Below are 13606 nucleotides of genomic sequence, written 5' to 3'. Positions count from 1 at the left end.
TTTATGCACCGGGTCCATGCCCGCCGTGCAGGGCGTGCTGATGCGGCCACGGCCTTTGTCTCAGCGCCCGAGCCGCGCTCCATCGGAGTTGTGGCGCGGGGCAGGCAACTGATTGCGGGCAATTTCCTGTTTTCGGGCCTGCTGGTCGAAGGGCCGCAACTGTCGATCTGGGATATCGCAGATCAGAAGCCTGAAGTCGCCGATGAGATCCATGGATGCACCTGGCTCGATGATCTTGCCGCTGTCGGCGATGATCGCGCGCGGACAAAGGCGCAGAGATGGGTGTTTGACTGGATCACCCGCTACGGCAAGGGCAAGGGGCCGGGCTGGACCCCGGACCTGACGGGACGGCGCGTGATCCGCTGGATCAATCACGGCTTCTTTCTGTTGCGCAATCAGGACAAAGCCACCGCGCAGACCTTCTTCGAAAGCCTTGCCCGCCAGACCCTCTTCCTGTCGCGCCGCTGGCAAACGGCGGCCCCCGGACTGCCGAGGTTTGAGGCGTTAGCCGGGACAATCTATGCCGGTCTATCGCTCGAAGGGATGGAGGATCAGGTCGCCCGCGCCGTCGCCGCCTTAGCGCAGGACTGCGCGACCCAGATCGACGAAGAGGGTGGCATCGTCACCCGTAACCCCGAAGAATTGCTAGAGGTCCTCACGCTCCTCAACTGGACGATTGATGCTTTGCGCAGCACGGAACGCGATGTGCCGCCCGATATCATGCGCGCGCTCATCCGGGTGGTGCCCACCTTACGCGCTTTGCGGCATGCGGATGGAAGCCTCGCGCGGTTTCACGGCGGCGGTGCCGGTGTGGAAGGGCGGCTGGAGCATGCCTTCGCCGCATCCGGCGTCAAGGACGTACCACGAAAGGGCCTGCACATGGGCTTTGCCCGTCTGACCGGCGGTCGCACGACGCTGATCATTGATGCCGCAGCACCACCGCAGGGCGATGCGTCGGGATCCGCCCATGCCAGCACCTTGGGGATGGAGGTGACCTCTGGCCGCCGCCCCCTGATTGTCAGCTGCGGCTCTGGCGAGCGGTTCGGCGATGAATGGCGACGCGCCAGCCGGGCCACCCCAAGCCATAGCTTGTTGGGTCTGGATGGTGTGTCCTCATCACACCTGGGCAAGGCGGCGGATTTGCTGACCGAAGTGCCCACAATCACCCGCGCCAATCTGGTAAAAGACCGGACGCTTGAGCTGTCGCATAACGGCTACCAACCCAGCCACGGCCTGACCTATGCGCGTATCCTGACGCTTTCGGTCGATGGTCGGATGCTTGAAGGTGAGGAACTGCTGACGACGCTTGAAGGCAATGACAAATCCACATTTGACCGTGCTTTGGATCAGGTTGCGGATGCCGGGCTTGCCTTTAGCGTGCGTTTTCATCTGCATCCCGATGTCGAACCAAGGCTCGATATGGGCGACACTGCCGTTTCCATGACGCTCAAATCGGGCGAAGTCTGGGTCTTGCGTCACGATGGCGTCGCTGATCTGGCACTGGCACCATCGGTTTATCTACAAAAAGGCCGATTAAAACCGCGCGCCACACAACAGGTGGTTTTATCCGGGCGCGCAATGTCCTATGCGACACGCGTTCGTTGGTCGCTGGCCAAAGCGCAGGACACGCCAAGGGCGGTTCGCGATCTGGTGCAGGAAGATCCGATGGACGTGACCTACTAACGCCTGCCCTGAGGACCTGCATGACCGATCTCGCTCCATTGCGCCGCGCGCTGCTTTCTGTTTCTGACAAAACCGGATTGGTCGATCTGGGCAAGGCGCTGGCGGCACGAGGAGTTGAACTCTTGTCCACCGGCGGTTCTGCTAAAGCCCTGCGCGATGCGGGGCTCGAGGTGCGCGATGTGGCCGATGTGACGGGTTTCCCCGAGATGATGGATGGTCGGGTCAAGACCTTGCATCCGGTCGTGCATGGTGGCCTGCTGGCCCGCCGCGATCTGCAAGCGCATCGCGATGCGATGGTGGAGCACAATATCGGGCCGATCGATCTGCTTGTAGTGAACCTCTATCCGTTTGAGGAAACCGTCGCCAAAGGTGCCGATTTTGACACCTGCATTGAGAATATCGATATCGGCGGCCCCGCCATGATCCGCTCCGCCGCCAAGAACCATGCCTTTGTCACGGTCGTGACGGATGTGGAGGATTACGACGCGTTGCTGGCAGAGTTGGATGCCAATGACTGCCAGACCACACTAGCCTTGCGCCAGCGTTTCGCGCAGACGGCCTATGCCCGTACGGCGGCCTATGACACGGCGGTATCCACATGGATGGCAGGCGCAATCGGCGCAGAGACACCTCGTCGTCGCTCGTTCAGCGGGACGTACCGCCAGACCATGCGTTATGGCGAGAACAGCCATCAGAAAGCCGCGTTCTATACCGATGGTACGGGCCGTCCGGGCGTGGCGACGGCGGTGCAGCATCAGGGTAAGGAACTGTCCTACAACAATATCAACGACACCGACGCCGCGTTCGAACTGGTCGCCGAGTTTGACCCCGCCGATGGCCCTGCCGTCGCCATCATCAAACACGCCAATCCCTGCGGAGTGGCGCGTGGTGCGACTTTGGCCGAGGCCTATACGAAGGCCTTCGATTGCGACCGCACCAGCGCCTTTGGCGGGATTGTGGCGCTGAATCAAGCGCTTGACGAAGAGACAGCCAAGGCGATTGTTGAGATCTTTACCGAAGTCGTCATCGCGCCCGGAGCCTCTGACGGTGCCAAAGCGGTCTTTGCTGCAAAGAAGAACCTGCGTCTTCTGACAACTGATGGCCTGCCCGATGTCAAAGCGCCGATCACAACCTATCGGCAGGTTGCCGGGGGCATGCTGGTTCAGGACAAGGATACCGGCTTCGTCGGCATGGATGATTTGAAAGTGGTGACCAAGGTCGCGCCGACCGAGACGCAGATGACTGATCTGCTCTTTGCCTGGAAAGTTGCGAAGCACGTCAAATCCAACGCCATCGTCTATGTCAAAGACCAGGCGACCGTCGGCGTCGGCGCCGGCCAAATGAGCCGCGTGGACAGCGCGCTGATCGCCGCCAAAAAGGCGGAACGCATGGCCGAGGCGATGGGTCTTCCAGAACCACTCACCAAAGGCTCCGCTGTCGCTTCGGATGCGTTCTTCCCCTTTGCCGATGGTCTGATGGAGGCGGCCGGTGCGGGCGCCACATGCGTGATCCAGCCCGGTGGCTCCATGCGCGATGACGAGGTGATCGCCGCCGCCGATGAGGCCGGGATCGCCATGGTCTTTACCGGCATGCGGCACTTCCGTCATTAGGATGCTGCGTTTCTTCCCATACGGTCCGGGCCAGCGGCCCGGACAGCGCCCGACCCTCCCCACGGGAGAGCGCCTTGCACCCTCCCAGGGCCGGGCACTGTCCCGCATCACGACAAGGGGGCAAGTAAAATGAAGCTCATGTTCTGGACCGGTTTCTGGATTTTTTTGATTGATCAGGTGATCAAGTTCTTTGTTCTGTTTCAGGTCTTTGGATTGCAGTGGGCACAGGTGCGGGTGCCGTCCAGCCAACTGCCGCGCCCCGAAACGGTTGAGGTCTTTCCACCATTTCTCGTACTGAGAATGGCTTGGAATCGCGGGGTAAATTTCGGCCTTTTTGCGGAATACGATATGCGCTGGGTTCTGATTGGCGTGGCCTTCGCGATCACAGCGGGCGTCATCTGGTGGCTGAACCGCACGGGTGGCAGTAAATGGACATTCATCGCTGGCGGCTTTCTAATCGGCGGTGCGATGGGCAATGTGATCGACCGGTTCTTCTATGGCGCGGTGGCGGATTTTCTGAACATGTCCTGCTGTGGGATCAACAATCCTTACGCCTTCAACGTCGCCGATATCGCCATTTTCATCGGGGCGATCGGACTGGCCTTTCTGGCCGAGGATAACAAGAAAGCGACGTGACCTCCTCCGACGCCTGAGCTAGACAGGCATCAATATCAGATGGGATCCCTTCATGCGGGCAATCGTTTTTACACTTTTGAGCGTGATGCTTCTGGCCGCCTGCGGCAACCCGGACCGTCCGTTGCGCGACTTGCGTGCTGCGGGGAACGGACCTGACGAGTTTGCCGTGATCCCGCAGGAGCCGCTGATAATCCCACCTGAGGCCAACCTTCCTGCGCCCACGCCAGGTGGAGAGAACCTCGCGGACACTCAGCCCAACGCGGATGCGATTAATGCGTTGGGTGGGTCGCCTGCAGCGCAAGTGGCCGGCGGTGTCCCAGCGGCCGATCGCGTTCTCGTCGGCCATGCCGGTCGCTTTGGAACAGAGCCTGACATCCGCGCCCAACTTGCAGCCGAAGATGAACAGATCCGAGACCGTGCGCGCCGCCTCAACGTCTTCAACCCGTTGGGACGTGATCGGTATTTCCCGGCATATGCGGGACAAGCGCTTGATGCGACTGCAGAGCGTACCCGTCTGATCAGTCAGGGTATCGCGGTCCCGACAGCACCAGTTGCTCCACCGCGTGCACAGCGACCTTCTGCTGCGCCTGAAGAGCCGGAGGAGGAACCCCGGTTCTTGCAACGGCAGGTCGATGCACTGCTCGCGCGGTGGCGGGAACAGAACGAGGCGGCAGGCGACACCCCACAAAACTGCGTCTTCAGGACAGTACCGCCAGACAACCGGCTGCGACGGGTCTGCACCCCTATTGAGCCGGACGCTCAATAAACCGAACCTCACATCCGCGTAGGGTGACTTGAAGAAACTGCGATCTGGCGTAGTTACTTGGGCAGAAATTTGAAAAAGGGTGCCCATGACACGTCTTATCGCTGCGTTGGTTTTCATGTTCACGGCAATTGCCGCCCAAGCTGAAGAAGTCACCACCTATACGCTGGATAACGGGATGGAGGTTGTCGTCATCGAAGACAACCGGGCGCCTGTCGTCGTGCATATGCTGTGGTACAAGGTGGGCTCAGCCGATGAGCCGGAGGGCGCTTCGGGCGTTGCGCATTTTCTTGAACATCTGATGTTCAAGGGTACCGACATCCTCGAACCGGGCGAGTTTTCCGAAGTCGTCGCCGCCAATGGCGGCAGCGACAATGCTTTCACCAGTTACGATTACACCGCCTATTTCCAACGGGTCGCGGCGGACCGGCTGGAACTGATGATGCAGATGGAAAGCAATCGGATGAACAATCTGGTCATTAATCCGGCTGAAGTAGAGCCGGAGCGTCAGGTCGTCATCGAAGAACGCAACCAACGGACCGAAAACAATCCCAACGCGCTTGCGGGTGAGCAATTCCGTGCCGCACAATTCCAAAACCACCGCTACGGCATTCCGATCATTGGCTGGCGGCACGAGATCGATGATCTGAGCATCGCGGACCTGCAGAACTTCTACGATCTTTACTATTCGCCCAATAATGCCGTTCTGGTCGTCGCAGGCGATGTTGACCCTGACGAGGTGCTAGAGCTTGCCCGTACATACTACGGCGTGATCCCGTCAGAGCCTCAATTGCCCGAACGGCTGCGCCCTGAAGAGCCGCCACAACGGGCTGAGCGGCGCATCACTTATGTCGATCCGCGTGTCAGCCAGCCTTATCTGATCCGCAGCTACCTGGCTCCCGAACGCGATGCGGACGCGCAGGAAGAAGCCGCAGCACTGGTCTATCTGGCCGAGCTTTTGGGCGGCTCTTCATTCACATCCGATCTGGGCCAGGCATTGCAGTTCGATACGCAAACGGCTGTTTACACCAATGCGTCCTATGGTGGCTCGTCCTTGGACGATACGACCTTTTCTTTCGTTGTTGTCCCCACCGACGGTGTGGCCCTGTCCGAGGCTGAGGCTGCCATGGATGAGGTGATCGCCAACTTCATGAACGCCGAGATTGACGCCGCCCGCATGGATAGCCTGCGCACGCAGTTGCGCGCGTCCGAGGTGTACGCACTTGATGACACTGCTGGCCTCGCCCGCCGGTATGGCGCCGCGTTAACGCAAGGTCTGACCGTCGCCGATGTACAGGCCTGGCCGGATATCTTGCAGGCCGTAACCGTGGATGACATCAAATCTGTGGCAGAAAAAGTTCTGAATCGCGAACAGGCGGTGACCGGCTGGGTTGTCGCCAACCAAGAGGAGGCACGCTGATGCTGCGTATTCTGACTGCTATCTGCCTGACATTGGTTGCCAGCATCGCAAGGGCCGAGATTGATATCAAAGAGGTTACGTCTGACGGCGGGATCAATGCATGGGTTGTCGAAGAGCCGAGCATTCCGTTCGTTGCAATGGAAATCCGCTTTCGCGGCGGCGCAAATCTGGACTTGCCCGGTGAGCGTGGTGCGACCAACCTGATGATGGGCCTGCTTGAGGAAGGCTCGGGAGAGATGTCCGCGCAAGAATTCCAGACCGCGCGCGAGGCTTTGGCAGCCAGTTACAGGTTCCGCGCTTTTGACGATACGCTGTCGATCTCAGCCCAGTTCTTGACCGAGAACAAGGACGATGCGCTCGCCTTGCTGCGGCAGGCACTTGTGGAGCCCACATTCGCGCAAACTGCGCTCGACCGGGTGCGCGCGCAAGTCCTGTCCGGCATTGCCAGTGATGAAAAGGATCCAGACACGATTGCGCGTGCCGCCTTTGATGCGGCGGCATTTGGCGATCACCCATACGGCACGGCCATTGACGGTACCGTTGAAAGCGTGAACGCGCTCACGCGTGAAGACATGATGACAGCCCACCGCAATGCGCTTGTCCGCGAACGGCTTTATGTCTCTGTCGTCGGTGACGTGACCGTTGATCAGGTGGGTCCGATGCTGGATGCGCTTTTGGGCGATTTGCCGGAGGAAGGCGCGCCACTACCTCCCGATGTGGGCTTTGGTTTGGGTGGCGGGGTCACAGTCGTTGACTACGACACCCCGCAATCTGTGGCGCTATTCGGCCATAGCGGAATGAAGCGCGATGATGAGGATTTCTTTGCCGCCTTCATCATCAACCATGTGCTGGGCGCCGGCGGTTTCGAGTCCCGTCTGATGACCGAAGTCCGCCAAAAGCGCGGCCTGACCTACGGTATCGGCACAGCCCTCGTCCCGAAATTCCACGCCGAGATGGTGATCGGGCAGGTCGCCTCCTCGAATGAAACCATCGCCGAAGCTATTGCGGTCACGCGCGACGAATGGCGCCGCATGGCCGAAGAGGGGATGAGTGCCGAAGAGCTTGCATCCGCCAAGACCTATCTGACCGGCGAATATCCCCTGCGCTTTGACGGTAACAGCGAGATTGCAAGGATCATGGTTGGCATGCAGATGATCGATCTGCCGCCCAGCTACGTGGTAGACCGCAATGATTTTATCGAGGCGGTGACGCTTGACGATATCAACCGCGTCGCGGCTGAACTGCTGCAACCGGATGATCTGCACTTTGTCGTCGTCGGCAAACCACAGGGGCTGGAAAGCACCAACTAAGGTCTGACTGCCGCTTCCTGATCTGCGGACATACCGCAGATCAGCGGCCTGTTGCGGTCGGCGCGGTCATGGGCCAGCACAGCCTGAACTGTTTCCGCCAATGGCCGGATTGTCAGCTCCGCGCGCTGCGCCTTCTCGGTTGAGACATTCAGCATCTCGGCAAAGGCTGGATTGTCTGGCACGATCAACGGCAGATCGGTCCAATGCCTAATTCCGTGTTCCGCAAACTGGGCTAGAGGACGATAAGTGATGTCGATCTTCCGGCCTGTCGCCGTGATGATCGCGTCCAGCATGCTCTGCAGCGTGATCGGCTGCCCGGTCAGATGGAACGTGTCGCAAACCCGCTCTTCCGCCGTCTTGACCAGAAACGCACCGGCATCCCGCACATCGATGATCTGTATGTTCCGCGTCGCGGGCCCCGGCACGACAAGCGGGCCTTCCTGATCGCACCGCCGCACCCACCATGTGAAACGGTCCGTGTAGTCGCGCGGGCCAACGATCAGCCCAAGACGGATATGCGTGCATTGCCCGGCAAAGGCCGCGTGCGCTGCAATCTCGCATGCGCGCTTCAGACGGCCATAGGATGCACCATAAGGTTCTGCCGTCGCGCGCAGGGACGGCTCCGCCCGCGCCGCAAGAGCGAGGTCATCCTCAGTAGCCGTCGGTGCATGCGCGGTTTCATCAAATTGCGGGGTCGACATATCGTCATAGACCGAGATGGATGAGACGAGCACGTAATGGACGGCGCCAATGGCCGCTGCCAACCTTTCGACCATATCGGGCGCATAGGCGCAGGTGTCGATCACCGCATCAAACTGGCCCCGCAAATCGGGCAGTGGCTCTTCGCGATCTGCGATCAGCGTCGCGGCGCCGTTGGCCACATGCGCGCCGCTGCGGGTCATGACGGTAACTTCGTGCCCAGCCGCAATCGCGGCATTCGAGCTTGCTTTGCCCAAAAACCCGGTGCCACCAACGATCAGTATGCGCATCGAACGATCTCCCTTATGTAAGCCATCGCTTACATAATGAGAAGAGTCAACACGCTTTTGCCCCTCGCAGAATCGCGCCGGATCATGCTAGAACTTGTGGCATGGCCATCGCAGACCCCCAAATAGAGCCGCGTCCGGTGATCCGGCAGCTGGATGACGCCGCAATCAACAGGATCGCGGCTGGTGAGGTGTTGGAGCGTCCGTCCTCCGCCGTGAAGGAACTTGTCGAAAACAGCATCGATGCCGGCGCGAGACGGATCGAGGTTGTGATTGCCGATGGCGGCAAAACCCTGATCCGCGTGACCGACGACGGCTGCGGGATCGCAGCCACCGACCTGCCACTCGCCCTGTCACGCCATGCGACGTCGAAAATCGACGGCTCGGACCTTCTGAACATCACCTCGTTCGGGTTCAGGGGCGAGGCGTTGCCGTCGCTCGGCGCCGTGGGCCGAATGACCATCACCTCGCGCGTGCCGGGCGAAGACGCCGCGATGATCACCGTCGCAGGCGGCAAAACCGAAACTGTGCGCCCTGCGGCCCTGTCCAATGGCACGGTGATCGAACTGCGCGACATGTTTTATGCCACGCCCGCCCGTCTAAAATTCCTGCGCACCGACCGGGCCGAGGCGCAGGCGATTGGCGACGTGATCAAAAGGCTCGCCATGGCGGCCCCGTTTGTGACCTTCATCCTGCGCGATGCGTCCAACGGCGATCAGCGCACGACGTTTCGGGCCGACGCTGAAACCGGCGATCTCTTCGATGCGCTGCACGGGCGGCTGCGCACGGTGCTGGGCAAGGATTTCGCAGAGAATGCTTTGCGGATCGATGCGCAGCGCGACGGACTTCACCTGACCGGCTACGCCGCTCTGCCCACCTTTTCGCGCGGCGCGGCGGTGGCGCAGTACCTGTTCGTCAATGGCAGGCCCGTACGCGATAAGATGCTGCTTGGTGCCCTGCGCGCCGCCTACATGGATGTGCTGTCGCGCGACCGACATCCGGTAGCAGCCCTCTTTGTCGATTGCGACGCGAACCTAGTCGATGTGAACGTACATCCCGCGAAATCTGAGGTGCGTTTCCGCGATCCCGGCACCGTCCGTGGCCTGATCATCTCCGGACTACGGCACGCGCTGGCCGAAGCAGGCCACCGCGCCTCTACCACTGTGGCAGACGCGACGCTGGGTGCCATGACACCCCAACCACGCACCGCCCGTGTCTATCAGATGGACCGGCCCAGTTTCAGCGCCCGCTCCATGACCTTTCAGGCCCAGGCACCCGGCTTTCAGGAAACACCCTCCGCCCGGATCGAACCCGTCATCGAAGATGAACCTGCCGATCTGCCTCTTGGGGCCGCCCGCGCGCAGGTGCATGAGAACTATATCATCGCGCAAACCGAAACGGGCATAGTGATCGTCGACCAGCATGCCGCGCATGAGCGCCTGGTCTATGAAAAGCTGAAAAAGCAAATGGCCGAAAACGGGGTCGCGGCACAAGCGCTTCTGATACCGGAAATCGTTGAGATGAATGCAGGCGATGCCGCCCAACTCCTCGAAACCGCAGACGATCTTGCCCGTCTCGGCCTGACCATCGAACCCTTCGGCGGTGGCGCAATCGCTGTCCGCGAAACACCCGCGATCCTCGGTGAGGTGAATGCGGAGGCCATGCTGCGCGACATCCTCGACGAGCTTGCCGATCAGGGCGACAGCGCCAGCTTGCTATCCAAAATAGAGGCAATCCTCAGTCGGGTGGCCTGTCACGGCTCTATCCGTTCCGGCCGCCGAATGCAGGGGGCCGAGATGAACGCGCTTTTGCGTGAGATGGAGGCGACGCCGCTCTCTGGCCAATGCAATCACGGGCGGCCCACATATGTGGAATTGAAGCTCAGCGATATCGAACGGCTTTTCGGGCGCACATGATCCAGATCGGTGATCAGACTTATCCCTTGGACGACCCGCTGGTGATCGGCATTGGGCTGGGGGCCTTTGCTACCCTGCTCATCCTCGTTCTGTTGATCATGACCCTGCGCCGGGCCGGGAAATCATCCCAATCCGTGGATTATGTGGCGGGGCAAGTCGGGCGGCTTGCACAGGATATCGGCGTGCTGAACCAAGGCCAGCACACGCTGGCGGGCAGCATCAAGACCGTCAGCGAGCAGCAGGCGCATGGGCAGTCACAGGTCCTGCAGAACATGGAGCAACGGCTGGCCGAGGTCCGCCAGCAGATGACCGAGCAGTTGCATGAAAGCCAAAGACGCTCTTCCGTCGCCATGGCCGAAATGCAAGAGCGGATGAAAGACACGCTCTCCGGCAGTACCGAAAAGACGACAAAGAGTTTGACGGAATTGCAGGAGCGGCTGGCGACCATCGACAAGGCGCAGACGAATATCGAAAAGCTGTCCGGCGATGTGCTGAGCCTGCAGGATATCCTGTCGAACAAGCAACGCCGAGGCATGTTTGGCGAAATCCAGCTGACTGATATCGTCTCAAAAGCACTGCCTGTCGACAGCTATGCCCTGCAGGCGACGCTATCGAATGGGAAACGCGCGGATTGTCTGATCCACTTGCCGAACCCGCCGGGGCCGATTGTGATCGACGCTAAGTTCCCGTTTGAGGCCTACGAACAACTCGCCGCCGCGCAGAGTCCGGACCAGCAAAAGACGGCCCTGCGCGATCTCGCCAGCGCGGTGCGCAAACACATCAAAGATATCAGCGAGCGCTACATCATTGACGGCGAGACAGCGGACGGCGCCATCATGTTCCTGCCCTCCGAGGCGGTCTATGCCGAACTGCACGCCCGCCTGCCAGAGGTCGTGCGCGAGGGTTTCACCGCGCGGGTCTGGATCGTCTCACCCACCACCTGCATGGCGACGCTCAACACGATGCGGGCAATCCTGAAGGATGCGCGCATGCGTGAACAGACCGGGGCCATTCGCAAGGAACTTGCGCTGCTCGGCGGAGACGTCGAGCGGCTGGTGACTCGTGTCGGCAACCTTGACCGACACTTCGGGCAAGCGGCGAAGGATATCGAGGACATCAAGATCTCCGCCGAGAAGGCCGGCAAACGTGCTCACCGTTTGGATCATTTCGACTTTGAGGAACTTGCGCCAGAAGGGGACACCAAAGTTGTCCCGATCGGACAGCCGAAGGTGTAAGTGCGGACCTGAACGGTCATTTGGCAAGCCGCGAAATCGCGACAATGCTACCACGGGATTCATTGGACTGGCGGCAAGGGCTTGCGCCATGTCCGTGAATTCTCATAGCGTTCCAATGATTAAACAAAGCACATTTACGAGAAGTATCTTGTTCGCCATAGACGTTTTTGCATGCATTATCCGTATCAGGTTAGTGACATCCCGTAGCCGGGAGCAGCAATTTGAGTGACACAGATCGTCCTTTGCCGGTGGCAAGATTTTATTGGGTGGATGCGCTGCGTGGTGTCGCAGCACTTGCAATCGTTATTCTGCACTACCACCATTTCTATCTTGCCGATGCGGACGACAGGCCATCGCTCCCCGATATCGCCTCTTTTCCGTTCGCAAGCTTTCTGGCGCCGCTTTACAGCCCGTTTGCCGCGAATGCGGTTGAGCTTTTCTGGCTGATTTCCGGCTTTGTCTTTGTGCATGTGTATTTGCACAGGCAAACAGGGGCTTGGCCATTCGCCGTTGCCCGTTTCGCGCGCCTTTATCCACTGCACTTTGCAACGCTGGTTTACGTGGCGCTTCTGCAGTTCATCAGCATTGAGGCCGTTGGTCATTGGCAGGTCTACGGCAATAACGATGCCAGGCACTTTGTGCTCCATCTTTTCATGGCATCAAACTGGACAAGCCTGTCGCGCGGCTTGAGCTTCAATGGCCCGATCTGGTCTGTGTCATTGGAGATCGTCGTTTATGCAATGTTCTTCGTTGCATTACACTTTATCAGGAAAGCACCGTTGCTGGCATCGTTGTGCCTGTGTGCCGCGTCCTGGACCTGGGTCGCGTGGCATCCGGTTGACCTGCCATTGATACGGCTTGGTGTGTTCGAATGCGCGGGATACTTCTTTCTGGGCGCAGTTCTGTATTGCGCGCGCCCGCATGGTCATTTCGGGCGTGCACTGGCGATCGGCTCTGTCGGAGGGGCGCTGTCGATCGCAGGCTTTCGTGTTGGCGTCGATCACCTGCTTGTTGCAGGCCTTGCCGTTGCATTGTTGGCAGTCGCCGCCGGGTTGGACAGCGTTGCGACACAAAGCGGCAAACGCCTAAGTGCGTTGGGCGATATCAGCTACAGTCTCTATCTGGTCCATGTGCCGCTTCAGATGACAGTGCTCTTGTTTGCAGATGTGTTCTTTGATGGTTCACGGCAATTTGCGGAAAGTTACCTTACCTTGCCTGTCTACGTGACGGCGTCTGTCTTATTGGCTTACGCGATCTTCCATTGGTATGAGCGGCCACTTGGCCGGATGAGCAAACGAGCACTGCTTGGCCGTAAGAAACAGTTCTCACCATAAAAAAGTGGCGACCTGAGCAGATCGCCACGAGCTGGTTTCTACGATGAAAGGTTTGTCAAATCCTGACGAATTTCTGCGCGATCCGCGGCATCAGGCTGTTGAATTTCAACGGTGCATCAGTCGCGGCAAGGCAGATGCAATCCATGCCTTCTTCCGCAACGGGTGTGTGGTTGAGGTCTTCATTCGCAACCTCGACGTCGCCAACACCAAACCTGTCGGTTTCGTCCACAAAGGCGCCTTGCAGGACCAGCGTCAATTCGGTCCCGTGATGGCCGTGATCAGGTACGGCAGTGCCTGCAGGAATATGGAGCAGCCGCACGGTCGCTTCCTTTGACGTGTTCAAAATCATCTGGCTGACACCGCCACCGATCTTGCGCCATTTCACGGCGTCAAGGTCACCATTCACGTATTCCTGCAAAGGGGTGGGAAACAGCCCGGAAACCTTGGGCTTCGGCGCCACGATAGGCTTTCCGACGTTGCCGTTTTCGATCAGCGCGATTGTCGCGGCCAAGGCATCTTCGGCCAAATCAATCGGATCGCCACCCATCATGACTTCGCCACCGACAGCCTCATATTCAGCGAGTGCCGCGCGGCATTCGTCACACATGGAAATATGCGTCGCCACGACAAGGTTGAATGCTTCCGGCAGGGTGCCTGCCGCATAGCCCATCAACAATTCTTCGGTCAGGTGATGCTTAATCTTCTTCATATCT

At 59.5% G+C, this 13606-nt stretch carries 11 protein-coding genes; 9 read left to right on the top strand and 2 right to left on the bottom strand.

What is annotated here, in order from left to right:
* Positions 1–3 precede the first annotated feature (3 nt).
* The 6 genes from SLH47_RS19555 to SLH47_RS19530 all read left to right on the top strand — a co-directional run bounded on the left by SLH47_RS19555 (position 4) and on the right by SLH47_RS19530 (position 7422).
* Positions 4–1683, top strand: a complete 1680-nt coding sequence (locus SLH47_RS19555; protein WP_413785661.1) for a heparinase II/III family protein — start codon at positions 4–6, stop codon at positions 1681–1683.
* A gap of 20 nt (positions 1684–1703) precedes the next feature.
* Positions 1704–3293, top strand: coding sequence for a bifunctional phosphoribosylaminoimidazolecarboxamide formyltransferase/IMP cyclohydrolase (gene purH / locus SLH47_RS19550; RefSeq protein WP_320241901.1), 1590 nt, complete (start codon positions 1704–1706; stop codon positions 3291–3293).
* 129 nt (positions 3294–3422) lie between these two features.
* Positions 3423–3929 (top strand): signal peptidase II, encoded by a 507-nt coding sequence (locus SLH47_RS19545; protein WP_320241899.1) that lies wholly within the window; start codon positions 3423–3425, stop codon positions 3927–3929.
* Positions 3930–3981: 52 nt separating this feature from the next.
* The gene (locus SLH47_RS19540) at positions 3982–4695 is read left to right on the top strand and encodes a DUF3035 domain-containing protein (protein WP_320241897.1); all 714 of its coding nucleotides are present in this window, start codon (positions 3982–3984) and stop codon (positions 4693–4695) included.
* 85 nt (positions 4696–4780) lie between these two features.
* Positions 4781–6112: a pitrilysin family protein gene (locus SLH47_RS19535; protein ID WP_320241895.1), complete on the top strand. Its 1332-nt coding sequence runs from the start codon at positions 4781–4783 to the stop codon at positions 6110–6112.
* Positions 6112–7422: a pitrilysin family protein gene (locus tag SLH47_RS19530; RefSeq protein WP_320241894.1), complete on the top strand. Its 1311-nt coding sequence runs from the start codon at positions 6112–6114 to the stop codon at positions 7420–7422. The genes SLH47_RS19535 and SLH47_RS19530 overlap by 1 nt, the downstream gene beginning before the upstream one ends.
* On the opposite strand, the gene SLH47_RS19525 is transcribed toward SLH47_RS19530, so the two are convergent.
* A complete protein-coding gene (locus tag SLH47_RS19525; protein WP_320241892.1) occupies positions 7419–8411 on the bottom strand; it encodes an NAD-dependent epimerase/dehydratase family protein in 993 nt (330 codons plus the stop codon). The two genes, SLH47_RS19530 and SLH47_RS19525, sit on opposite strands and share 4 nt — an antisense overlap.
* 101 nt (positions 8412–8512) lie before the next feature.
* Here SLH47_RS19525 and mutL point away from each other — a divergent pair, with 101 nt between their 5' ends.
* The 3 genes from mutL to SLH47_RS19510 all read left to right on the top strand — a co-directional run bounded on the left by mutL (position 8513) and on the right by SLH47_RS19510 (position 12893).
* Positions 8513–10324, top strand: coding sequence for a DNA mismatch repair endonuclease MutL (gene mutL / locus SLH47_RS19520; protein ID WP_320241890.1), 1812 nt, complete (start codon positions 8513–8515; stop codon positions 10322–10324).
* Complete coding sequence (locus SLH47_RS19515) at positions 10321–11559, top strand: DNA recombination protein RmuC (protein ID WP_320241888.1); 1239 nt, start codon at positions 10321–10323, stop codon at positions 11557–11559. Before mutL ends, SLH47_RS19515 begins: the two co-directional genes overlap by 4 nt.
* Positions 11560–11780: 221 nt before the next feature.
* Positions 11781–12893, top strand: coding sequence for an acyltransferase (locus tag SLH47_RS19510; protein WP_320241886.1), 1113 nt, complete (start codon positions 11781–11783; stop codon positions 12891–12893).
* A 55-nt stretch (positions 12894–12948) separates the two neighbouring features.
* On the opposite strand, the gene SLH47_RS19505 is transcribed toward SLH47_RS19510, so the two are convergent.
* Positions 12949–13602 carry a ChrR family anti-sigma-E factor gene (locus tag SLH47_RS19505; RefSeq protein ID WP_320241885.1) on the bottom strand — a complete coding sequence of 218 codons (654 nt, stop codon included), beginning with the start codon at positions 13600–13602 and terminating at the stop codon, positions 12949–12951.
* Positions 13603–13606 lie beyond the last annotated feature (4 nt).

Source organism: Cognatiyoonia sp. IB215182 (assembly GCF_033963905.1).
GTDB lineage: Bacteria > Pseudomonadota > Alphaproteobacteria > Rhodobacterales > Rhodobacteraceae > Yoonia.
Note: the sequence above shows the minus strand (reverse complement) of the source record. Positions and strands in the feature narration are given on the sequence as shown.